Source organism: Acidovorax sp. Q11, from assembly GCF_054950075.1.
Genome location: NZ_JBUDZG010000015.1, coordinates 1 through 21,789, shown reverse-complemented (window position 1 = coordinate 21,789; position 21,789 = coordinate 1). Strand labels below are relative to the sequence as shown.

Here is a 21,789-nt window from a genome sequence, read left to right as displayed (position 1 = left end):
AGCGCTTACTGGATAGGCGCAGGCAGCGAATTTGAATCCAACTTTAGGAGCCAAAAATGGCAGCAAAAGACGTAGTTTTCGGCGGCGAAGCCCGCGCTCGCATGGTTGAAGGCGTGAACATCCTGGCCAACGCGGTCAAGGTCACGCTGGGCCCCAAGGGCCGTAACGTGGTGCTGGAGCGCTCGTTCGGCGCCCCCACCGTGACCAAGGACGGTGTGTCCGTGGCCAAGGAAATCGAACTCAAGGACAAGCTGCAGAACATGGGCGCCCAGCTCGTGAAGGAAGTGGCCTCCAAGACCAGCGACAACGCTGGTGATGGCACCACCACCGCCACCGTGCTGGCACAAGCCATCGTGCGCGAAGGCTTCAAGTACGTGGCTGCTGGCATCAACCCGATGGACCTGAAGCGCGGTATCGACAAGGCTGTCGCCGCCCTGGTGATCGAGCTGAAGAAGGCTTCCAAGCCCACCACCACCTCCAAGGAAATCGCCCAAGTGGGTTCGATCTCCGCCAACTCCGACGAAACCATCGGCAAGCTGATCGCTGACGCCATGGACAAGGTCGGCAAGGAAGGCGTGATCACCGTGGAAGACGGCAAGTCGCTGGAAAGCGAACTGGACGTCGTGGAAGGCATGCAGTTTGACCGCGGCTACCTGTCGCCCTACTTCATCAACAACCCAGAAAAGCAATCCGCCATTCTGGACAACCCCTTCGTGCTGCTGTTCGACAAGAAGATCAGCAACATCCGCGACCTGCTGCCTACGCTGGAACAAGTCGCCAAGGCTGGCCGTCCCCTGCTGATCATTGCCGAAGAAGTTGACGGGGAAGCCCTGGCTACGCTGGTGGTCAACACGATCCGCGGCATCCTGAAGGTTGTGGCTGTGAAGGCTCCTGGCTTCGGCGACCGCCGCAAGGCCATGCTGGAAGACATCGCCATCCTGACGGGCGGCAAGGTCATCGCTGAAGAAGTGGGCCTGACCCTGGAAAAGGTCACGCTGGCCGACCTGGGCCAAGCCAAGCGCATCGAAGTGGGCAAGGAAAACACCATCATCATCGACGGCGCTGGCGCTGCTGCTGACATCGAAGCCCGCGTCAAGCAAGTGCGCGTGCAGATCGAAGAAGCCACGTCCGACTACGACCGCGAAAAGCTGCAAGAGCGCGTGGCCAAGCTGGCTGGCGGCGTGGCCGTGATCAAGGTCGGCGCTGCCACCGAAGTCGAAATGAAGGAAAAGAAGGCCCGCGTGGAAGACGCACTGCACGCCACGCGTGCAGCTGTGGAAGAAGGCGTTGTGGCTGGCGGCGGCGTGGCTCTGCTGCGTGCCAAGCAAGCTGTGGGCGACTCGGTCAAGGGCGACAACGCCGACCAGGAAGCCGGTATCAAGCTGGTGCTCAAGGCCATCGAAGCCCCCCTGCGCGAAATCGTGAACAACGCCGGCGGCGAAGCCTCGGTGGTGGTGAACGCTGTGTTGGCCGGCAAGGGCAACTACGGCTTCAATGCATCGAACGACACGTACGGCGACATGCTCGAACTGGGCATTCTGGACCCCACGAAGGTCACCCGCACGGCTCTGCAAAACGCTGCCTCCGTGGCATCGCTGCTGCTGACGACCGAAGCCATGGTGGCTGAGGCTCCGAAGGACGAAGCCGGCGCTGGCGGCGGCATGCCCGACATGGGCGGCATGGGTGGCATGGGCGGCATGGGCATGTAATTGCCCGCCCCCCGCGCAGCCAGCAGCGTGCTGACTGACTGCGCAGGCAGCGCCCAACAAAAAACCCGCAGGCCTTCACGGCCTGCGGGTTTTTTTATGGCGTGGCGGGTTGCTTGTAAGGCCCCGCATCCCGCAAAAATCAGTCGCCGCTGGGCTGTACCCACCAGTAGATCAGCACCAGCGAACCGATCCCGGTCAGCGACAGCAGCTGCCACCAGCCCGATCGGCCAATGTCATGCAACCGGCGCGCACCCACGGCGATGGCGGGCAGCAGCAGGGCCAGCGCGGCAATGCCGTACAGCACCTCGCTCACAAAGCCGGTGACCACCAGCACCACCACCTGGAACAAGGCAAACCACCAGAACTCCGAGCGTGGCGCGCGGCCGGAGAAACCCGCGTACTGCGCGAAGCAGCTTTTGACAGCAGAAACAAAATCCACAGTGCACTCCCTCTCTTGGTTGAAAAGCAAACCAGCGATGTGGGGGACCAAGCCCCCGCGCCATGATAGGGGGGCTCTGCGTCAGACATGGGTGGAAATTGCTGGGCGCCGTCGCACGGTGTGGGTCGCACGCGGCACACAGGCAGCCGTTCACTATATTTTTTATAGCTACAAAGGCATATCCATCAGGCGGAAGCGGCCATTTTGACTGTATTTTCCTGCTTCAGCCCAGCTCAACCCGCCTTGCGCAGCGCCTGCGTGGCGCGTGCCAGCTCGGTGATGCGCGCCCAGTCGCCCGCGCGCACGGCGTCGGTGGGCGTAAGCCACGAGCCGCCCACGCAGCGCACATTGGGCAGCGCCAGATAGTTGGACGCAGTGGCGGGGGTGATGCCCCCCGTGGGGCAGAAGCTCACCTGCCCAAACGGGCTGGCCCAGGACTTGAGCAGTGGAATACCGCCCACGGCCTCGGCCGGGAAGAGCTTGAGGAACGAGAACCCATCGGCCAGCGCCGCCATGATCTCGCTCGACGTGGCCACGCCGGGCAGCAGCGGCAGGTTCAGGCCCTTGCAGGCGCTGCCCACGGCCGAGGTGTAGCCGGGGCTCACGGCAAACCGCGCACCGGCTTCGCTCGCGCGGCGCGCGTCATCGGCATTGAGCACCGTGCCCACGCCCACCACGGCCTCGGGCAGGTTGCGGGCGATGGTTTCGATGGCGGGCAAGCCTGCAGCGGTGCGCAGCGTCACCTCCAGCACCTTCACGCCACCGGCCAGCAGCGCTTCGGCCAGGGGCAGCGCGTCTTCCACGCGGTCGATCACGATGACGGGGATGACGGGGCCATGGCTGGCGATGTCGAGGGGATTCATAGGCGTGGAAGCAGGGGTTACAGCCATGTGCAGGCTCCTTGTTCGGCACCGCCCGCGTGGCGGCGAAAGTTGGTGAAGAGTTCGCGGCCGAAGCCGATTTGCGACGGGGCGTTGTAGGGCGCGGGGGAACGGGCCGCCCAGGTGGCGTCATCGACCAGCACATCGAGCGTGCCAGCCACCGCATCGACCCGCACGATGTCGCCATCGCGCACCTTGGCCAGCGGGCCACCGGCCAGTGCCTCGGGCGTGACGTGGATAGCGGCGGGCACCTTGCCCGATGCGCCGCTCATGCGGCCATCGGTCACCAGCGCCACCTTGAAGCCCTGGTTCTGCAGCACAGCCAGCGGGGGCGTGAGCTTGTGCAGCTCGGGCATGCCGTTGGCCTGTGGGCCCTGAAAGCGCACCACAGCCACCATGTCCTGGTTCACGTCGCCCGCGCTGAAGGCAGCGAGCAAAGCCTCTTGCGAATCGAACACGCGGGCAGGGGCTTCGACAATGTGGCGATCTTCCGGCACGGCCGAGACCTTGATCACTGCGCGGCCCAGACGGCCTTGCAGCAGGCGCAGGCCGCCGGTGGGCGAGAAAGGCGCGCTCACGGGCCGCAGCACCGAGGTGTCACCCGACACGGCGGGTGCGCTCTTGCCGCCATCGGCAATGCCACCCGCGTTCACGCTCAACACATCGGCGTGCATGAAGCCACCCGCCAGCAGCTCACGCAGGATCCAGGGCGGGCCGCCCGCAGCCTGGAACTGGTTCACATCGGCATCGCCATTGGGATACACGCGGGCCAGCAGCGGCACCACGGACGAGAGTTCGTCAAAGTCCGTCCAGTCGATCAGGATGCCCGCGCTGCGCGCAATCGCCACCCAGTGGATCAGGTGGTTGGTGGAGCCGCCCGTGGCCAGCAAGGCCACCATGGCGTTGACGATGCAGCGCTCGTCCACCAGCTTGCCGATGGGCGTGAAGCGGTTGCCGCGCTTGCCGATGTCGAGCACCGTGCGCACCGCCTGCCGCGTGAAGGCTTCGCGCGCCTCAGTGCCGGGCGACTCGAACGCCGCACCGGGCACATGCAGGCCCATGGCTTCGAGCAGCATCTGGTTGCTGTTGGCCGTGCCGTAAAACGTGCAGGTGCCGGGGCTATGGTACGCAGCCGATTCAGCCTTGAGCAGCTCGTCGCGGCCCACCAGGCCCTGCGCGTACTGCTCACGCACCTTCGACTTGTCCTTGTTCGAAAGACCTGTGCCCATGGGGCCTGCAGGCACAAACACGCAAGGCAAATGGCCGTAGTGCAGCGCGCCGATCAGCAGGCCGGGCACGATCTTGTCGCACACGCCCAGCAGCAGCGCGCCATCGAACACATCGTGGGATAGCGCTACCGCCGTGGCCATGGCAATGGCGTCGCGGGAGAACAGCGACAGCTCCATGCCGGGCGTGCCCTGCGTCACGCCGTCGCACATCGCAGGCACGCCACCGGCCACCTGCACCGTGGCGCCATGCTGGGCAGCCTCGTCGCGCAAAACGGAGGGGTAACTCTGGTAGGGCTGGTGGGCCGAGAGCATGTCGTTGTAGGCCGTGACGATGCCGATGTTGGGGGCCTTTTCGACGGTGACTTTGAACTTGTCAGAGCCCGGCAGCGCCGCATAGGCGTGGGCCAGGTTGGCGCAGCCCATGCGGTCTTGCGCGGGCTTGCGGGCGATCATGGCGTCAATGCCAGCAAGGTAGGCGCCGCGCGTGTCTGCGCTGCGCTGGACAATGCGCTCGGTCACGCGCGCTACAACTGGGTGCATGGAGGTCTCCATCGGTGGGTGGCTCGGCCCCAGGGCGTTACCCCTGGCGCCTGTTATCTGAGGCCCTAGAATGTAACTCGATAACCACCTCGATTCAACCCATGCCCCTGCAAACCTTGCCCTTGCCGCCGTCCGAACTGGGCGAATCCCCCTTCTGGCACCCCACGGAGAAATCCCTGTACTGGTGTGACATTCAGGGTCAAGCAATACACGCATGGCATCCCGAAAGCGGCCGCCACCGACAATGGCGCATGCCCAGTGAGCCCGGCTGCTGCGCGCCAGCAGCGGGTGGGAGATTGGTAATCGGGTTACGAAACGGTTTCTATCTTCTGGATACGGCGAAGGACAGCGCCAACCCCACCGCCCTCACCTGCCTGGCCCTGCTCCCACCTGAGCAGCACGACACCAGGGTGCTGCGCCTGAACGACGGCCGCTGCGACACCGCAGGCCGCTTCTGGGCGGGCTCGGTCATCACGCCCCGCACGGCACCCCATGCCGCGCTGTGGTGCTTGCAGGCCGATGCCACCAGCGCCACCGGCTACCGCGTGCGCCGCATGGCAGGCGACAACTTCACCGCCAACGGCCTGGCCTTCAGCTCCGACAACCACACGCTGTACTGGTCGAACACGCCGGAGCATCGCATCGACCAGTTCGACTTCGATGTGGCCACGGGCGAAATCACCAACCGCCGCCCTTGGGTGCAGTTCGATCGCAAGATGGAAGGCCAGCCCTACGGTGGGCGGCCCGATGGTGCGGCAGTGGATGTGGAAGGCAACTACTGGGTGGCGATGTACGAAGGGGCTTGCGTGTTGCAGCTTTCGCCAGCGGGTGAGGTGCTGCAGCGCACTACCGTGCCGGTGCAGTGCCCGACCATGGTGTGTTTTGGGGGGGAGGATTTGCGGACGTTGTTCATCACGTCGGCACGGGCGGGGCGGCCGGTGGAGGAGCAGGAGGCGGCGGTGCCGGCAGGGTCGCTGTTCAGCGTGCGGGTGGAGACTGCTGGGCTACCAGTGAACCTCTTCACGTATTAAGGACGCTGGGCGGTTCAAGGACCATTGCAGACGTTTGGCTTTCCCGAAGGTTGGCACCTACCACCTACGCCGACCCTCACGACAGAAGAACTAGGCTTCACTGAGGTAGCCCTTCTCAACTTGCTGCTTCTGATTCTCAAAAATGGCCATGGCAGTCTTCATTCGCAAGAAGCCAAACTTTCTATAGAAAGGCTCTTTGCCAGGAACTGCATACAAGATGATTTTCTTGTGTCCGCATGACATTTCCATCAACTTGCTGACAACCTGTTTGCCGAGGCCTGTACCTTGATGACCAGGCGATACCGCAATGTCGCAGATGTACGAGCAATCTGCACCATCTGCGAGCGCGCGCCCCACCGCTACGAGCTTCGCATTCTCGTAGACGAAACACTTGAACATGCTGTTTGAGAAGACCCTCTGCAGATGAAGCGGGCTCTTCTCGCCCAAAGGGGCGGCTCGATAAAGGGCAGAAAGTTCTTCCCAGTCGATCCCATCAGTAGAGAGTTTCCATTCGAGTGACACTTGTGACTCCCTTGCCCGAAATTGGCCGATAGCCATCATTCTTACTCACACCCCTCCCAGCGCCCCCAACACGTCATAACACGCCCCCATGTTGTGATAGTCCACCTTCCCCGCATTGCTCTTCTCGCGGGTGGTATTGCGGTTGTCGCGGTGCAGGATGCGAAACCACGCGCCATGTTCATGGTCCACAAAGTGGGCCCAGCAGTAGGCCCAGATGCGGTCGTACCACTGCCAGTAGCGCTCATCGCCCGTGCGCACAGCCAGCACCGCTGCAGCCGCCATGCTCTCGGCCTGCACCCAGTGGTATTTGCCGTCGTCGCAGATGCTGCCGTCGGGCGCCATGCCGTAGTACAGGCCGCCGTGTTCGGCATCCCAGCCGCGCTCCACAGCGGTATCGAACAGGCGCTGCGCACAGGGCACGTGCCAGTCGGCAGGCAGCAGCGCATCGAGTTGCAGCAGCAGCTTGGCCCATTCGGTCTGGTGGCCGACTTGATAGCCCCAGGGGCGAAAGATGTTGCTGCGATCGTGGCGGTTGTAGTCCCAGTCCACGGACCAGTCGGCGTGGAAATGTTCCCACACCCAACCTTCGGCAGCGGGGGCGCTGGCGACGGTGGACAGCGCTGCCTGCAGCTGGCAGATGCCTTGTGCGAGTTGCTCGGCACGCTCGATGTAGCGGCGCTCGCCCGTGGCGCGGAAGGCCGAGATCATGGCTTCGCAGGCATGCATGTTGGCGTTCTGGCCCCGGTAGCTGGTCAGCTGCCAATCAGGGCTGGCCTCGTCGGCATACAGGCCTGCGGCGGGTTGCCAGAAATGCAGTTCGGCGGTGTCAAATGCTTCAGCCAGCCACTGGCGGGCTTCGGGCACTCCCGCCTCATATGCGCGGGCGTAGGCCAGTATCACAAAGGCCATGCCATAGCAGTGGCGTGTGGCGTCTTGCACGGTGGTGCGGCCTTCATGCCAGTCGATCAGCCAGGCGTAGCCGCCCATCGCACGATCAACAGGGTCAAGGAACGCAGTGCGCAAAAACTCCAGCGCGTGCCGCATGCCCACCTGGTAGCGTGCCTCGCCCGTGGTGCGGTAGAGCATGGCGTGCGTGACCACAAAACGCGTGGCGCTGACGAGATGGCGGGTATGCGTGTTGTAGACCGTGCCGTCGTCCAGGAAGAAGTGGAACTGGCCGCCGCTCGCGTCCGTGGCCACGGGGGCGTAGAACGCCATGGTGTCACGCAGATGCTGGCGCAAAAAGGCTGCGGACCGGAAGTCTGGCAGGGGCGGGATCGCCATGGCGTGTGTCTCCTGATGTGTTGGCTGTGGGCCAGAAACCGCGCTGGTTTCTGGCAGTGGAGCACCCGGTCTGGCGCCGGAGCTACTCCGAGGACGGTGCGGTGCTGGGTCAAGTCGCGTTGCGCAACAGGCCCAGCAGGCCCGCCGTGGAGCCATCGAGCCCTGCCACATCACCGCTCTCCAGCCGCGCTTCCAAGTCCTTGGCCAGCACCTTGCCCAGTTCTACGCCCCACTGGTCAAAGCTGTTGATGCCCCACAGGCTGCCGCTCACAAACACGCGGTGCTCCTGCAGTGCAATCAGCGCGCCCAGCGATGTGGGGGTGAGTGATTCGAGCAGCATCAGGGTGCTGGGACGGTTGCCCGGAAAGTGCCGGTGGCCGTCGTCGCTGGCCTTGCCCACCATCAGCGCCTGCGTTTGCGCCAGGGCGTTTGCCAGCAGCTTTTGCTGGTGGCCGGGCAGCGGGTGCGAGTCCTTGCGCACGGCCACGATCTCCAGCGGCAGCACATCGGCGCCCTGGTGCAGCATCTGGAAGAACGCGTGCTGGCCGTTGGTGCCGGGCTCGCCCCAGAGCACGGGCGATGTGACGCAGGCCAGCGTGCTGCCGTCTTGCGCCACGCGCTTGCCGTTGCTCTCCATCTCCAGCTGCTGCAGGTAGGCCGAGTAACGGCCCAGCGCGGCGTGGTACGGCGCGATGCAGCGGCTGGTGAAGCCGTGGAAATTGCGGTACCAGACATCGAGCAGACCCAGGCGCACGGGCAGGTTCTGCGCCAGCGGCGCGGTGCGGAAATGCTCGTCCATGGCATGCGCACCCGCGAGGAAGTCGCGGAAGCCTTGGGCACCGATCGCGATGGCAATGGGCAGGCCAATGGCCGACCACAGCGAGTAGCGGCCGCCCACCCAGTCCCAGAAGCCGAAGGTGGTGGTGATGCCCAGGGCCGCTGCGGCTTCGATGTTGGTGGTGAGTGCCGCAAAGTGGCGCGCCACATCGCGCCCACCCTGGGCATCGAACCAGGCCAGCGCAGAGCGCGCATTGGTCATGGTCTCGGCCGTGGTGAAGGTCTTGGACGCCACCAGGAACAACGTGCTCTCGGGCCGCAGACCCTTGAGCACATGGTGCAACTCGTGCCCGTCCACGTTCGAGACAAAGTGAAAGCGCTTGCCCGGTGTGCGGAACTCTTCGAGCGCGCGCACGGCCATGTGCGGGCCCAAGTCCGATCCGCCGATGCCAATGTTCACCACGTCGGTGATGGCGGCATCGCTGCGCACCTGCTCGGCGTACTGCAGCATCGCATCGAGCGTGTGGTGCACATCGGCCAGACGCTGTGCGGTTTCGGGCACATCACCGGGCAGGGCCACGCCGGCCGGGCGGCGCAGCAGCGTGTGCAGCACGGCGCGGTTTTCGGTGGTGTTGACGGCCTCGCCCGCCAACATCGCATCGCGGTGCTGTTCCACCCCGCAGGCGCGGGCCAGATCCAGTAGCAGGGCTTCGGTCTCGCGGCTCCACAGGTTCTTGGAGAGGTCGGCAAACACGTGGGGCGCCTGCTGGCTGAAATGCGCAAAACGACCCGCGTCTTGCGCAAAGGCCTGGCGCATATCCAGGCTGCGGCCCTGGGCGTCAAAGTGGGCCGCCAGCAGGGGCCAAAGGGCAGTCTGGTCGCAACGGGTGGGCATGAGGGTCATGTCGTCTGGGGTTGGAAATGCGCCGGAATGGTAACTTGATTACAGAAATTCAACGAGTTTTACGGATTCTTTTGGGTTACAAGCAGCAGGAACATAGCAAAGAAGGCCACAAATTTATGTAACGTGATTACAATTCCACGCAGCAAAACGACACACCCACCACGGAGACACCATGAGTTTTGACCTCGTCCTGTTCGGCGGCACCGGCGACCTTGCCTGGCGCAAGCTCATGCCCGCATTGTTTCAGGCATTCCGCCATGGCACGCTGCCCGAGGGCGGGCGCATCATCGCCGTGGCGCGCGACGACCTGAGCGACGAACAATACCGCAGCCTGATCCAGTCGCGGTTCGACAGCGTGGAACTGGCCAAGCGCCCCACACCGGACGAGTTTGCGCGGTTTGCGGCCTTGCTGAATTACCTGCGCATGGACCTGTCCAAAACCCAGGACTACGAACGCCTGGCCGAGACGCTGAAGGCACGCGGCGCCGACTCGGTGGTGATGTACGTGGCCACCGCGCCCAGCCTGTTCACCAACGTGTGCGAGCAGATCGCCGCCGTGGGCCTGAACGGCCCCACCACCCGCGTGGTGCTGGAAAAGCCCCTGGGCCACGACCTGCAGTCCAACCGCGCCATCAACGACACCCTGCGCCGCGTGCTCAAGGAAGAGCAGGTCTTCCGCATCGACCACTATCTGGGCAAGCCCTCGGTGCAGAACCTGTTTGCGCTGCGATTTGGCAACGCGCTGTTCGAGCCCCTGTGGCGCCGCGAGACCATTGCCAACATCCAGATCACGATTGCTGAAGAGCTGGGCGTGGAATCGCGCGGCGCGTTCTACGACCAGACCGGTGCGATGCGCGACATGGTGCAGAACCACGCGCTGCAGCTCTTGTGCGCGATCGGCATGGAGCCGCCCATCAACTCCAGCGCCAACGCGATCCGCGACGAAAAGCTCAAGGTACTGCAGTCGCTCAAGCCCTGGACGCTGGAAACCATTGGCCAGCATGTGATCCGCGGCCAGTACGCGGCGGGCAACCACCAGGGCCAGCCCGTGCCCGGCTATGCACAAGAAAAAGGCGTGGCCCCCGGCAGCGCCACCGAGACCTTTGTGGCGCTGCGCACCGAAATCAGCAACTGGCGCTGGGCGGGTGTGCCGTTCTACATCCGCACCGGCAAGCGGCTGGCGGGGCGCGATGCGCACATCGTCATCAACTTCCGCCCCGTGCCCCACCCCATCTTCAAGACGCCTGCAGGCGCTGCCAACCGGCTGGTGATCAACCTGCAGCCCAAGGACGGGCTGGAACTGCACCTGATGGCCCAGGGCGCCGCCCAGCACCAGACGGAACCCGCACTGTCGCAGGTGCACCTGAACCTGGACTTTGACCAGCGCTTTGGCACCGAGCGCGTGGGCGCCTACGAGCGCCTGCTGCTCGACGTGATCGCTGGCCGCCTGAACCTGTTCGTGCGCAGCGACGAGCAGGAAGAAGCCTGGCGCTGGGTGGAACCCATCCTGCAATACTGGAAGAACGACCCGGCAGGCCCCCGCCCCTACCCTGCGGGCAGCTGGGGCCCGCGTGCGGCCAGCGCGATGATTGCGCGCGATGGGTATTGCTGGAGTGAAGAGATGTGACACGGAAAAAGGCCCACCAGGGCCTTTTCTTTTTTGGGTGAGTGCAATCAGCGCGGCATGGCGCTGGTCGCAGGCCCGACCAGCTCGATCGGCAACCCGTCCGGGTCGGCAAAAAACGTGAACAGTGCACCGGTGAACGGATCCACCCGCACCGGCTCCACGGCCACGCCATGCGCCACCAGCGCGGCCACGCTGGCCTCCATATCGGCTACGCGCAACGCCAGATGGCGCAGGCCACAGGCCTCGGGGTAGGACGGGCGCGGCGGCGGGTTTGGAAAGGAGAACAGCTCCACCTGCGTGCCATCGGGCAGTTGCAGGTCGAGCTTGTGCGACTGGCGTTCGGCGCGGTAGTGCTCATGCACCACCTGCAGACCCAGCACCTCGGTGTAGAAGTGGCGCGAGCGCGCGTAGTCGCTGGCGATGACGGCCACGTGGTGCACACCGGTGGGCCGGAGCATGGGCGGTGGTGCGCTGTCGCTACTCATGCGTCCGAGCCCGCAATGTCCAGCGCGCGCGATGCGCCGTGCAGCGCGGGCGTGGCACCGGGGTCGATGACCCAGCAGGGGATGCCCGCCAGGTAAGACTGGAACCGCCCCTTGGATTCAAACCGCGCGCGGAACGGGGACTGGTCGAACCAGGTGCCCAGGCGCGGCACCATGCCGCCGCCGATGAACACACCGCCGCGCGCGCCCAACGTGAGCGCCAGGTTGCCCGCCACGCTGCCCAGAAAGCCGCAGAACAGCTCCAGCGCCTCCAGCGCCAGCGGGTCGTTGGCCTGCAGTGCGAGTTCGGTCACCTGCGCAGCCGAGCTGATCTCTTTGCCACCACGCTGGGCCAGCCGGCGCAGCGCGTGGTACAGGTCCACCAGCCCGGCGCCACACACGGCGCGTTCGGCCGACACATGGCCGTAGCGCTCTTGCAGGATGCCCAGCACATCGAATTCGCGCTGGGTCTGCGCGGCCAGCGTGACATGGCCACCCTCGCCCGACAGCGGCACACCCAGACTGGAGCCCGGCGGAAACACCAGGCCTGACACCCCCAGGCCCGTGCCCGGGCCCAGTAGCGCAATCGCGGCGCCCGGCACGGCCGTGCCGCCGCCCACGGGGCGCAGTTGATCGGGCGTGAGCAGGGGCAGCGCCAACGCGAGTGCGGTGAAGTCGTTGATGACCACCAGCCGCTCAAAACCAAAGGCCTCGCGCACGGCGCGCTGCGAGAAGCTCCAGCTGTGGTTGGTCATGCGGATCGCGTCGCCCGTGACGGGGTTGGCAATGCCGAATGCGGCCTCGCGCGGGGTGGGCACGCCCACCTCTTGCAGGTAGGCGGCCAGTGCCGCGTCCACCGTGGGGAACTGCGCGCAGGGCAACACCCGCGTGTCGTTGAGCGGGCCCGTGGGCGATGCCTGCCAGGCCAGGCGGATGTTGGTGCCGCCAATGTCGGCAAGAAGGCGCTGCGGGTGCATAGATCGACGAAAAGAATCCCAAAGGGTTCGAAGAAAGGCAGGGCGGGCAGGATGTCACACCCGCCCGGCGGTGGGAGAGCCAGCGGCTGCGGCCTTCAATTGCTACATTATTAATAGCTCAAAAGGCATACCAGTCGCGCGCAGAAGCCTGTTTTTACTTCAAATCTTTGCCCTGACAAAGACCAAAGTCGGGTGGCGGCGTCTGCGCCGCAGGTTCACACCGTCCGGCCCAGAGGCTGAGAGTTTTTTAGCCAAGCCCGAAAGGCGCGCGAAAACGCCTCGGATCTAGGCGCAAAGCACAGCCATAGCTCGGGCTATGGCGAGCATTTGCAACGACGAGCCGGGGCTTTTTGGCGTGCAAGGCGGGCATGGCTAAAAGACTCTCAGCCTCTCAGGCGGCCAGCCGCTCTTCCGACTGTGCATCAAACCAGTGGGCATGCGCGGGCGCCAGGGCCAGGCCCACATGCTCGCCGGGCTGCACGCGGGTCTGGGCGTCGGTGCGCAGCGTGACGCTGCCCGCAGCGGTGTCCACCATCACATAGGTGTCCGGGCCCGTGGGCTCCACCACGCTGACCCGGCCGCGCCAGGGGGCGGTCTCCTGCATCACCAGGTGCTCGGGGCGCACGCCCAGCAGCACCTCGTTGGCACTGGATGGTGGAGGCGCCAGGTTCAACGCCGCACCCTGGATGCCAAACTGCCCGCCCGTGACCGCGCCGCGCAGCAGGTTCATGGTGGGGGAGCCGATGAAGGTGGCCACGTAGGTGTTGGCCGGGCGGTTGTAGATCTCGTCGGGGGTGCCCAGCTGCTGCACCACGCCGCCCTTCATCACCGCGATGCGCGAGCCCAGCGTCATGGCCTCGACCTGGTCGTGCGTCACGTACACGCTGGTGATGCCGCTGGCCTGGTGCAGGCGCTTGATCTCGGCGCGCATCTCCACGCGCAGCTTGGCGTCGAGGTTGGACAGCGGCTCGTCGAACAGGAACAGCTGCGGCTGGCGCGCGAGCGCCCGGCCCATGGCCACGCGCTGGCGCTGGCCGCCCGAGAGTTGGCTGGGGCGGCGGTCCAGCAGCTGGCTGATCTGCAGCATGGCGGCCACTTCGTCGATGCGCTTCTGGCGCTCGGCCTTGGGCATCTTGCGCATCTCCAGCGCAAAGCCGATGTTGTCGGCCACGGACAGCGTGGGGTACAGCGCGTAGCTCTGGAACACCATGGCGATGTCGCGGTCGCGCGGAGGCATGCCCACCACGTTGTTGCCGGCGATGCGGATCTCGCCCTCGGTGGGCTCGTCCAGGCCCGCAATGATGTTGAGCAGCGTCGACTTGCCGCAGCCCGAGGGGCCGACCAGGATCAGGAATTCGCCCGGTGCCACGTGGATGTCGATCTTGCGCAGCACTTCCACGCTCTTGTCGCCCTTGCCAAAGCGCTTGTTGATGCCCGCGATGTCCAATGAAGACGCCATGATTTTCCTTAACCTTTCACCGCGCCAGCCGTCAGGCCGCGCACAAAAAACTTGCCTGCGAGAACGTAGATCACCATGGTGGGCAAGCCTGCGATGATCGCGGCCGCCATGTCCACGTTGTAGGCCTTCACACTGCTGCTGGTGTTGGCCAGGTTGTTCAGGCCCACGGTCACGGGCTTCGAGTCGGTGCCCGAGAACACCACGCCAAACAGGAAGTCGTTCCAGATGTTGGTGAACTGCCAGATCAGCGTGACCATGATGATGGGCGTGGACAGCGGCAGCACGATGCGCCAGAAGATCTGGAAGAAGCTCGCGCCGTCCATGCGTGCGGCATTCACCAGCTCTTTCGGGATGGCCGCGTAGTAGTTGCGGAAGAACAGCGTGGTGCCCGCCAGCCCCGCCAGGCAGTGCACCAGCACCAGCCCGGTGATGGAGCTCGACAGCCCCAGCCAGCCGAGCACCTGGCTCATCGGCAGCAGCACCACCTGGAAGGGCATGAACACGCCGAACAGCAGCATGCCAAACAGCGCATCGCTGCCCCGGAACTTCCACAGGCTGAGTACATAGCCATTGAGCGCGCCCCACACGGTGGAGATCAGCACCGCAGGCACGGCCATGGCCACCGAGTTCATGAAGAACGGGCGCAGCCCATTGCAGTCCACGCCCGTGCAGGCGCTCTGCCAGGCAGTGCCCCAGGCCGACCAGTTCAGCGAACCCGGCAGCGCCAGCAGCGAGGTGCTGCGGATTTCCTCGGCGTCCTTGAACGACGTGACGAGCATCGCGTACAGCGGCAGCAGAAAGAAGACGGTGGCCAGGGCCAGCACCGCGTAGACCAGAAAGCGGCCCACAGAAGGGAGCAAGGAGGGCTTAGCGGTCATGGGCTTTGGTCCGCAGTTCGCTGTAAAGGTAAGGAATCACCAGGGCCGCCACGGTGGCCAGCATCATGGTGGCGCTGGCCGCGCCCAGGCCGATCTGGCCGCGCGAGAACGACATGGTGTACATGAAGGTGGCAGGCACATCGGTGGCAAAACCAGGGCCACCGGCGGTGAGTGCCATCACCAGGTCAAAGCTCTTGATCGCCAGGTGCGACAGCACCATGAGCGTGGAGAAGAACACCGGCCGCAGCGCGGGCAGCACGATGCGCCAGTAGATGCGCGGCAGCGAAGCGCCATCGACCTGCGCGGCCTTGATGATGCTGTCGTCGATGCCTCGCAGACCCGCCAGGAACAGCGCCATCGCAAAGCCTGCACTCTGCCAGATGCCCGCGATGACCACGCAGTAGATGGCCATCTCGGTGTCCACCAGCCAGCCAAATTCAAAGTTGGGAAAGCCCCAGTCGCGCACCATTTTCTCGATGCCCAGGCCCGGGTTGAGCAGCCACTTCCAGGCCGTGCCGGTCACCACAAACGACAGCGCCATGGGGTACAGGTAGATGGTGCGCAGCGCGCCCTCGGCGCGGATCTTCTGGTCCAGCAGCACGGCCAGCACCACGCCGATGGCGAGCGAGCCGCCCACGTAGCCCACGCCGAAGATGCCCAGGTTCTTGAGGGCCACCCACCAGCGGTCCATCTCCCACAGGCGCTCGTACTGCGCCAGGCCCGCCCATTCGTAGTTGGGCAGCATGCGCGAGACGGTGAGGCTGAGCACGCCGTTCCACACCATCAGGCCATAAATGAAGGCGAAGCCCAGCACAAAGGCAGGCGCTACGACCAGCTTGGGCAGCCATGTTTCAAAGGTGTTCTTGCTCATGGCCACGGTATGTGTTTGTCATCGTCCTGCATGGAAAAAAAGCGGGGGACACGCAGGAGTGCCCCCCAAACTGAACAAAGTAACCTCTGGATAACTCGCTATCTCACTACCTCCTCAACGGATCACCACCACACCTCGTACTGCACGCCCACCAGCGTGCGCGAGGTCTTGCCATTGGCGCCAAAGCTGCCCGCGTTGGCTGCGGCGGCGGCCTGGTTCCAGTTGGCCTTGGTCACGTACAGGCGCAGCTCGGGGCGCGACCAGAAGTCTTCCGACAGCGCCAGGGCACCTGCCAGCGTGGCCTTGGACAGGCGCTGGTCCGGGCCACTGCCCTTGCGGGTGGTGGTGGACAGTTCCACCAGGCCCTTGAAGTTCTTGCTGAACGCGTACGAGCCCCGGCCGCCCAGCGAGAAGTCCTTGGTCTCCACACCGGTCAGGTCGGCCTTGTTGGTCTGGTAGCCAATGAGGGCCTGGCCGCCAAAGGGGCCGCTTTGCCAATTGATGGAGTCGGCAATGCGCGTGGAGCGGCGGCCAGCGCGCGTGCCGTCGATGGCTTCAAACTCGCCGTCGATGCGGGCATGGCCGCGCGAGGTTTGCAGGTAGAAGGTGTTGCTGATGCTGGGCAGCAGGAATTCCTTTTGCGTGTGCATGAAGGAGATGCCCGAGCCCGAACCACCGTTGACCTGGCCCTTGCCGCCCACGGCCGTGAGCAACACCCGCAGCTTGCCGCCGGGGTTGGTGTTGATTTCGGACAGGTCGGCGTTGATACGGTGCGCCTTCACGTTGTTGGGCAGGTTGCCGTCGAACTTGTCGCCGGTGAACACACCCACACCCAGCTTCATGCCGCCCACGGGCACATCCGTCACACCAGCGCCGATGTTGTCGCCGTAGTTCAGCAGAAAGTAGTCAACGATGTGCACATCCTGGATGCGCAGGCGGCGCTGGCCGGCCCAGAACTTGGCTTCGGGGGCGAACGAGAAGCCGCTCATTTCTACAAACGCCTGCTCGGTGCTGATGTCGCCACTGCCCCACTTGGCGGGCATGTAGTTCACCTTCCACTTCACGCCACCAGCTTCGAAGGTGCGCGCAAAGTTGACTTCGATGCCGTTGTCGCCCTCGTTGCCCAGGCGGAACTTCTGCAGCTCGCCGCCGAGCGACAGGTTGCCCTTGACGCCGTCGGAGTGGTTGAACACCGGGCCACCGCGCGAGTAGCCGTTGAACTCAAAGCCTGCTACTTCCATTGCAAAGGCGCCATTCGCGCATGCGGCGGCCAAAGCCACCGCCGTGAGGCGGTTTCTTGTCTTCATGATGGGATCCCTCTGGGGTTGGTTTTAGTGCGTGTGTGCGCGTGTGTCTTGCACGGCTTACTTGGTTTTCGCGGCGGCCGCGATCTTCTTCATGGCATCGGCGACGCTGACCTTGTCGTCGTTCCAGAACTGGCTGACCACGTCCTTGATGGCGCCTTCGGTGGCCGGGGCAATCGCCATGCCGTGGGCCGCGCTGGGCACCAGGCCGCCGCTCTTGGCGGTGTCCACGAAGTCCTTGGCCGAGGCCTTGGCGCAGTCGTCAAACTTGTCCATCGGCTGGCCCGCACGCACGGGGATGGAGCCCTTATTCAGGTTGAACACTTCCTGGAAGGCCGGGCTCATGATGGAGCTGGCCAGGTCGCTCTGCGCCTTCTGTGCAGCGGCGTCCTTGAGCTTGAACAGGATGAACGAATCGACGTTGAAGGTGAACGCATTGGCTGAGCCTGGTGCCGCAGCACACAGGAAATCCTTGCCCGGTGCCTTGCCTGCGGCCAGGAACTCGCCCTTGGCCCAGTCACCCATCAGCTGGAAGCCCGCCTTGCCCTGGATCAGCATGGCCGTGGCCAGGTTCCAGTCGCGGCCGGGTGCGCCGGGGTCGGTGTAGCCCTTGATGCGGCGGAAGGTCTCGAGCGACTTCTTCATGGTGTCGCTGGTGAGTGCAGTGCTGTCGAGCTTGACCAGCGCGTCCTGGTAGAACTTGGCGCCGCCCACGCCCAGCACCACGGATTCAAAGGTGGTGAAGTCCTGCCAGTTCTGGCCGCCGTGGGCCACGGGCACCAGGCCTGCGGCCTTGAGCTTGTCGGCCGCCGCAAAGAACTCGTCCCAGGTCTTGGGCATGGCGGCAACGCCAGCCTTCTTCAGGGCCTCGGAGCTGCCCCACATCCAGTTGACACGGTGCACGTTGACCGGGGCGGCCACGTAGGCGCCCTTGTACTTCATCACATCGGCGACCACCTTGGGCAGCAGCTCGTCCCACTTCTCGGCCTTGGCCAGTGTGTCCATGTTGGCCAGCACGCCTTCCGAAGCCCATTCCTGGATAGCCGGGCCCTTGGTCTGCGCGGCCGAAGGCGGGTTGCCCGAGATCACGCGGCTCTTGAGCACGGTCATGGCGCTGTCGCCACCACCACCGGCCACGGCAAAGTCGCGCCAGGTGTGGCCCTTGCCCTGCATGATTTTCTTGAGTTCGGCCACCGACTTGGCCTCGCCGCCCGAAGTCCAGTAGTGCAGGACCTCGACCTCCCCCGCGCTGGCCGACATCGCTGCCGCCAGGCCCACCGCCACTGCGGCGATTTTTGTCATCTTCCACATACCCGTGTCTCCTCGATGTTTGAATCCGTTTGGTGCGCCGCAATTCGGTGCTGTTCAGCGCAGTTGGTACTTTAATTACAATAATTAATTTAATTCTCAGGGCTTTCCCTGAGAGTCGCAGCCGGGCCACAAAGGCTTGGCTGCGGGGGCCTTTGATATGCTCAATCCATGGCCACGCTACTCATTGTCGAAGACGACGCCCTCTTGCTCGACGCACTTTCCGGCCAACTCAAGCAACTCGATTACAGCGTCTGCACCGCCAGCAGCGTGCCGCAGGCCATGGCGCTTTTGCAGATGCAGGCAGTGGACGGGATCATCCTGGACCTGGGCCTGCCAGGCGCCGATGGCATTGAGCTGCTGACCTGGGCGCGCGCGCACATTGCGGGCCTGCCGGTGCTGATCCTCACCGCCCGTGACGGCGTGGAAGACCGCGTGCAGGGTCTCAACGCCGGGGCCGACGACTACCTCACCAAGCCCTTCAACATGCAGGAGCTGCAGGCCCGCCTGCAGGCCATGCTGCGCCGTGCGCGCCAGCCTGCCTTCACCCAAGCCAGCAGCACCCAGGGGCCGCAGCTCACCACCCTGGGCCCGCTGGTGCTGGACCACGCGGGCCAGGCCGCCGCGCTGAACGGCGACCCGCTGGACCTGACCCAGCGCGAGTGGGAACTGCTGGCCCTGCTGGCCCACCGCGTGGGCGAGGTGGTCACGCGCGACGACGTGCTGGCCGCCTGGCGCGCCAGTCCCACCGAACCCGGCCAGGCCGCAGCGCCATTGGCCTCGAATGCGCTGGAGGTGTATGTGCACCGCCTGCGCAAGAAGCTGGACACCTCGCCCCTGAACATCCGCAATATCCGGGGGTTGGGGTACATGCTGAACAGACCGTGACCATCCCCCTGAGCGGCTACGCCGCTTCCCCCTTCTCTCGCAGCGCTGCGCACTGCGGGAAGGGGGACTCCGCCAGCGCGGCGGGGCGGCCCTTGCGCGGCGGCCCTCGCATGGGCCGCGCCAGTATTTAACGCAGCGCCGCCCATTTTTGACTGCTGAAACATGCGCCATGTACCTGGGGTTTCTCTTCAACGCAAGCTGCTGCTGTGGCTGCTGCTGCCGCAGCTGGTGTTGTGGCTGTCGGGCGGATTTCTGGCCTGGCGCATTGCGCTGCAGAACGGCGAGAAGGGCATTGACCAGACGCTGACCCAGTCGGTGCGGGCGCTGGCGCGGCAGATCAAGCCGATTGGGGACGGGCTGCTGGTGGATTTTCCGAAGGCCGCGCAGGACATCCTGGAGCAGGACCCGGCCGACCGCATCACCTACATGGTGTCGTCGCCCCCCGGCCGGTTTCTGCTGGGCAACGCCCAGCTGCCGCCGCCGCCGCCCGTCGATGTGCGCGTGGGCGACCCCTACCTCTACCACGCGCGCGTGGACGACCGCCCCGTGCGCGTGGCGCTGCTGGACGTGGACTACGGCACCGCCTCCACCCGCCAGCGCCTGCGCGTGCAGGTGGCCCAGAGCCTCACGGTGCGCGAGCGCATTGCCCAGGAGCTGCTGGAGCAGATGGTGTTCCCCATGGGCCTGATGGGCCTGGCCCTGAGCGCCGTGGTGTACGCAGGCGTGCTGCGCGGCCTGCAGCCCCTCAAGCGCCTGGAGGCGCAGATCGAGCGCGCGGGCGCCCAGCCCACCACCGGCACGACACCACTGCTACCCATCGAGCTGACATCGGCCCCGCAAGAGGTGCATTCGCTGGCCAGCACCATCAACCGTCTGCTGGAAACCGTGGCCCGCGGCCAGCAAAAGGAAAAGCGTTTTCTCAACGACGCCGCCCACCAGCTGCGCACCCCGCTCGCAGGCCTGATCGGCCAGACCGAACTGGCCCTGCACGAAAGCCACGAACCGGCGGTGCAGGCCCGCCTGCAGAAGGTGCTCTCGGCCGCCCAGCGCAGCGCCCACCTGGTGCACCAGCTGCTGCAGCTGGCGCGCTCCGAGTCGAACGTGGAGATGCAGCCCATCGACCTGGCGGCCCTGGCCCGCGAGGTGGCCCGCGAATGGGCCGCCCGCGCCCTGGCCCAGGGCATGGACCTGGGCTACGAGGGCGACGACAGCCTGCCCGTGCAGGGCCACCCGCTGCTGCTGCGCGAGGCGCTCAACAACCTCATCGACAACGCTCTGCACTACGCCGGCCCCGGCGCCACCGTGACAGTGCGCGTAGGCCACGAGGAGCCCGGCCGCTGGGCATTGCTGCTGGTGGAGGACGACGGTCCGGGTGTACCGGCCGAGCACCTGGGCGATCTGTTTGCGCGGTTCTGGCGCGGGTCCGACAAGGCGGGCGGCTGTGGGCTGGGCCTGTCGATCGTGGAGGAGATTGCGCTGCGGCATGGCGGCCGGACAGTGGGCGAGGGGGTGGTGCCGAAGGGGTTGCGGGTGGGGATGCGTGTGCCTGCGGGGTGATTTTTTTGAGATTTTTTGGGCTTTACCGCGCTCTGGAAAAGCCTTTATAGCTATTATTTTTATAGCATAAGTAGATCAAAGGGCGGGATTTTTCATAGTCTGGATGCGCCTCAACCGTTCGGGCTGAGCATGTCGAAGCCTTGGCGTGCAGATTTGAAAAACATGCTCGGTTTGAGGACGGAGGCCGGGGTGTGCGCCCGGCGGCGCAGTGGCTTTCTTTTGCTTCGCCAAAAGAAAGTCACCAAAGAAAAGGCGACCCTGCTGTCTGCGACCCCTTCGCTGCGCTGCGGGGCAACCTGGGGTGCTCGGTCACGGGGTGCACCGCAGAACTCGCTGCGCGCCTGCGGCGCTCTGCTCGGACAACTGCGGTGAATCAGTTCACGAAGCATGCGCGCTCCGACGCGCATGCCACCCCGCGCCCTGCGCGCCCCAGGCGCATACAGAAGGGAACCCACCGGGATCGGACATCCATTCGGGCCATCGCTGCGCTCGGCCCCATCTCGCGCTGCGCAGGCAGGGCCGAGCGCAGCGATGGCCCGTGGGGCTGTTCAGCTGTTTGGGTGTTCGGTTCCCCACCCCCTGCTGGCTGCGCCTGCGGCGGGGTGGTTGCGGGGTGGCATGGGCGTCGAAGCGCCCATGCTTCGTGAACTGACTCGCCGCAGTTGTCCGAACGGAGCTGCGAAGCAGCGCAGTGAGTTCTGCGGCGCACCCCGCAACCGCCCCGCCGCAGGTTTGCCCCGTAGCGAAGCGCAGGGGTCGCAGACTGGGGGTCGCCCTTTCTTTGGTGACTTTCTTTCGGCGACGCTGTATGGACCGGACACATGGGAAACAGGTGTGCGGGGACATGGGTAACACCTCCTCAATTGGAAGCCGTCAGGGCGTTCATGTCCAGACGCATGAATCGCTGGTGACAGAAGTACAGGTCAAAGCACCCGTCGTGCAGATCGTCCGGGCGCAAGGCGACCGGCAGTCTGTGCAGTGCACTGGATAACCGTAGCTTGTGTCCCCGGAACTTCACAAAGCCATTCCAGCCCACCGTGAGCACATGGTCGCGCTCGGCGTACTCGATGGGCGCCAGGGTCGTTGGCATGGGCCGGGCACTCATGCGGTAGTGCTGCACCG

18 protein-coding genes and 1 pseudogene are annotated in these 21,789 nt (G+C 65.0%); 5 read left to right on the top strand and 14 right to left on the bottom strand.

The annotated features are described in order from the left end of the window. Positions 1-56: 56 nt before the first annotated feature. Positions 57-1,709: a chaperonin GroEL gene (gene groL / locus ACYZGB_RS13340; RefSeq protein WP_462388870.1), complete on the top strand. Its 1,653-nt coding sequence runs from the start codon at positions 57-59 to the stop codon at positions 1,707-1,709. A 139-nt stretch (positions 1,710-1,848) separates the two neighbouring features. On the opposite strand, the gene ACYZGB_RS13335 is transcribed toward groL, so the two are convergent. The 3 genes from ACYZGB_RS13335 to edd form a co-directional block, all read right to left on the bottom strand. Then, positions 1,849-2,148 (bottom strand): DUF805 domain-containing protein, encoded by a 300-nt coding sequence (locus ACYZGB_RS13335; RefSeq protein WP_462388869.1) that lies wholly within the window; start codon positions 2,146-2,148, stop codon positions 1,849-1,851. 233 nt (positions 2,149-2,381) lie between these two features. Continuing rightward, positions 2,382-3,038, bottom strand: a complete 657-nt coding sequence (gene eda, locus ACYZGB_RS13330) for a bifunctional 4-hydroxy-2-oxoglutarate aldolase/2-dehydro-3-deoxy-phosphogluconate aldolase (RefSeq protein WP_462388868.1) — start codon at positions 3,036-3,038, stop codon at positions 2,382-2,384. Then, positions 3,029-4,798, bottom strand: a complete 1,770-nt coding sequence (edd, locus tag ACYZGB_RS13325; protein WP_462388867.1) for a phosphogluconate dehydratase — start codon at positions 4,796-4,798, stop codon at positions 3,029-3,031. The genes eda and edd overlap by 10 nt, the downstream gene beginning before the upstream one ends. 101 nt (positions 4,799-4,899) lie before the next feature. On the opposite strand from edd, the gene ACYZGB_RS13320 reads away from it, so the two are divergent. Next, complete coding sequence (locus ACYZGB_RS13320; protein WP_462388866.1) at positions 4,900-5,829, top strand: SMP-30/gluconolactonase/LRE family protein; 930 nt, start codon at positions 4,900-4,902, stop codon at positions 5,827-5,829. A 90-nt stretch (positions 5,830-5,919) separates the two neighbouring features. On the opposite strand, the gene ACYZGB_RS13315 is transcribed toward ACYZGB_RS13320, so the two are convergent. The 3 genes from ACYZGB_RS13315 to pgi all read right to left on the bottom strand — a co-directional run bounded on the left by ACYZGB_RS13315 (position 5,920) and on the right by pgi (position 9,307). Next, positions 5,920-6,351 (bottom strand): GNAT family N-acetyltransferase, encoded by a 432-nt coding sequence (locus tag ACYZGB_RS13315; protein ID WP_462388864.1) that lies wholly within the window; start codon positions 6,349-6,351, stop codon positions 5,920-5,922. Positions 6,352-6,396: 45 nt separating this feature from the next. Further along, positions 6,397-7,635: an AGE family epimerase/isomerase gene (locus ACYZGB_RS13310; RefSeq protein WP_462388863.1), complete on the bottom strand. Its 1,239-nt coding sequence runs from the start codon at positions 7,633-7,635 to the stop codon at positions 6,397-6,399. Between the two features lie 109 nt (positions 7,636-7,744). After that, complete coding sequence (gene pgi, locus ACYZGB_RS13305; protein WP_462388983.1) at positions 7,745-9,307, bottom strand: glucose-6-phosphate isomerase; 1,563 nt, start codon at positions 9,305-9,307, stop codon at positions 7,745-7,747. Between the two features lie 181 nt (positions 9,308-9,488). On the opposite strand from pgi, the gene zwf reads away from it, so the two are divergent. Continuing rightward, positions 9,489-10,943 carry a glucose-6-phosphate dehydrogenase gene (gene zwf, locus ACYZGB_RS13300; protein ID WP_462388861.1) on the top strand — a complete coding sequence of 485 codons (1,455 nt, stop codon included), beginning with the start codon at positions 9,489-9,491 and terminating at the stop codon, positions 10,941-10,943. A 47-nt stretch (positions 10,944-10,990) separates the two neighbouring features. Here zwf and gloA2 read toward each other — a convergent pair whose 3' ends face one another. The 7 genes from gloA2 to ACYZGB_RS13265 all read right to left on the bottom strand — a co-directional run bounded on the left by gloA2 (position 10,991) and on the right by ACYZGB_RS13265 (position 18,225). Continuing rightward, on the bottom strand, positions 10,991-11,401 hold the full coding sequence (gene gloA2, locus ACYZGB_RS13295; protein WP_462388859.1) for an SMU1112c/YaeR family gloxylase I-like metalloprotein: 411 nt from the start codon (positions 11,399-11,401) through the stop codon (positions 10,991-10,993). Between the two features lie 23 nt (positions 11,402-11,424). Beyond that, positions 11,425-12,402: a glucokinase gene (gene glk / locus ACYZGB_RS13290; protein ID WP_462388858.1), complete on the bottom strand. Its 978-nt coding sequence runs from the start codon at positions 12,400-12,402 to the stop codon at positions 11,425-11,427. Between the two features lie 391 nt (positions 12,403-12,793). Then, entirely contained in the window at positions 12,794-13,861 is a 1,068-nt protein-coding gene (locus tag ACYZGB_RS13285; RefSeq protein ID WP_462388856.1) for an ABC transporter ATP-binding protein, read from the bottom strand. Between the two features lie 8 nt (positions 13,862-13,869). Beyond that, positions 13,870-14,739 carry a carbohydrate ABC transporter permease gene (locus tag ACYZGB_RS13280; protein ID WP_462388854.1) on the bottom strand — a complete coding sequence of 290 codons (870 nt, stop codon included), beginning with the start codon at positions 14,737-14,739 and terminating at the stop codon, positions 13,870-13,872. Beyond that, positions 14,729-15,610: a carbohydrate ABC transporter permease gene (locus ACYZGB_RS13275; RefSeq protein ID WP_094286387.1), complete on the bottom strand. Its 882-nt coding sequence runs from the start codon at positions 15,608-15,610 to the stop codon at positions 14,729-14,731. The genes ACYZGB_RS13280 and ACYZGB_RS13275 overlap by 11 nt, the downstream gene beginning before the upstream one ends. Before the next feature lie 122 nt (positions 15,611-15,732). Continuing rightward, positions 15,733-16,851, bottom strand: a complete 1,119-nt coding sequence (locus ACYZGB_RS13270; protein ID WP_462388982.1) for a carbohydrate porin — start codon at positions 16,849-16,851, stop codon at positions 15,733-15,735. A 123-nt stretch (positions 16,852-16,974) separates the two neighbouring features. Continuing rightward, on the bottom strand, positions 16,975-18,225 hold the full coding sequence (locus tag ACYZGB_RS13265; RefSeq protein WP_462388852.1) for an ABC transporter substrate-binding protein: 1,251 nt from the start codon (positions 18,223-18,225) through the stop codon (positions 16,975-16,977). A 168-nt stretch (positions 18,226-18,393) separates the two neighbouring features. On the opposite strand from ACYZGB_RS13265, the gene ACYZGB_RS13260 reads away from it, so the two are divergent. Both ACYZGB_RS13260 and ACYZGB_RS13255 read left to right on the top strand, forming a co-directional pair. Then, entirely contained in the window at positions 18,394-19,110 is a 717-nt protein-coding gene (locus tag ACYZGB_RS13260; protein WP_462388851.1) for a response regulator transcription factor, read from the top strand. Positions 19,111-19,272: 162 nt separating this feature from the next. After that, positions 19,273-20,667 (top strand): sensor histidine kinase, encoded by a 1,395-nt coding sequence (locus ACYZGB_RS13255; RefSeq protein ID WP_462388849.1) that lies wholly within the window; start codon positions 19,273-19,275, stop codon positions 20,665-20,667. An 859-nt stretch (positions 20,668-21,526) separates the two neighbouring features. Here ACYZGB_RS13255 and ACYZGB_RS13250 read toward each other — a convergent pair. Next, a pseudogene (locus ACYZGB_RS13250) lies at positions 21,527-21,789 on the bottom strand (IS481 family transposase); the annotation flags it as partial.

Excerpts from the sequence above, each read along its gene's own strand:
- groL (WP_462388870.1), top strand. The coding sequence starts at position 57 with ATGGCAGCAAAAGACGTAGTTTTCGGCGGCGAAGCCCGCGCTCGCATG.
- eda (WP_462388868.1), bottom strand. The coding sequence starts at position 3,038 with ATGGCTGTAACCCCTGCTTCCACGCCTATGAATCCCCTCGACATCGCC.
- edd (WP_462388867.1), bottom strand. The coding sequence starts at position 4,798 with ATGCACCCAGTTGTAGCGCGCGTGACCGAGCGCATTGTCCAGCGCAGC.
- ACYZGB_RS13320 (WP_462388866.1), top strand. The coding sequence starts at position 4,900 with ATGCCCCTGCAAACCTTGCCCTTGCCGCCGTCCGAACTGGGCGAATCC.
- ACYZGB_RS13310 (WP_462388863.1), bottom strand. The coding sequence starts at position 7,635 with ATGGCGATCCCGCCCCTGCCAGACTTCCGGTCCGCAGCCTTTTTGCGC.
- pgi (WP_462388983.1), bottom strand. The coding sequence starts at position 9,307 with ATGCCCACCCGTTGCGACCAGACTGCCCTTTGGCCCCTGCTGGCGGCC.
- zwf (WP_462388861.1), top strand. The coding sequence starts at position 9,489 with ATGAGTTTTGACCTCGTCCTGTTCGGCGGCACCGGCGACCTTGCCTGG.
- gloA2 (WP_462388859.1), bottom strand. The coding sequence starts at position 11,401 with ATGCTCCGGCCCACCGGTGTGCACCACGTGGCCGTCATCGCCAGCGAC.
- glk (WP_462388858.1), bottom strand. The coding sequence starts at position 12,402 with ATGCACCCGCAGCGCCTTCTTGCCGACATTGGCGGCACCAACATCCGC.
- ACYZGB_RS13285 (WP_462388856.1), bottom strand. The coding sequence starts at position 13,861 with ATGGCGTCTTCATTGGACATCGCGGGCATCAACAAGCGCTTTGGCAAG.
- ACYZGB_RS13280 (WP_462388854.1), bottom strand. The coding sequence starts at position 14,739 with ATGACCGCTAAGCCCTCCTTGCTCCCTTCTGTGGGCCGCTTTCTGGTC.
- ACYZGB_RS13275 (WP_094286387.1), bottom strand. The coding sequence starts at position 15,610 with ATGAGCAAGAACACCTTTGAAACATGGCTGCCCAAGCTGGTCGTAGCG.
- ACYZGB_RS13270 (WP_462388982.1), bottom strand. The coding sequence starts at position 16,851 with ATGGAAGTAGCAGGCTTTGAGTTCAACGGCTACTCGCGCGGTGGCCCG.
- ACYZGB_RS13265 (WP_462388852.1), bottom strand. The coding sequence starts at position 18,225 with ATGTGGAAGATGACAAAAATCGCCGCAGTGGCGGTGGGCCTGGCGGCA.
- ACYZGB_RS13260 (WP_462388851.1), top strand. The coding sequence starts at position 18,394 with ATGGCCACGCTACTCATTGTCGAAGACGACGCCCTCTTGCTCGACGCA.
- ACYZGB_RS13255 (WP_462388849.1), top strand. The coding sequence starts at position 19,273 with ATGCGCCATGTACCTGGGGTTTCTCTTCAACGCAAGCTGCTGCTGTGG.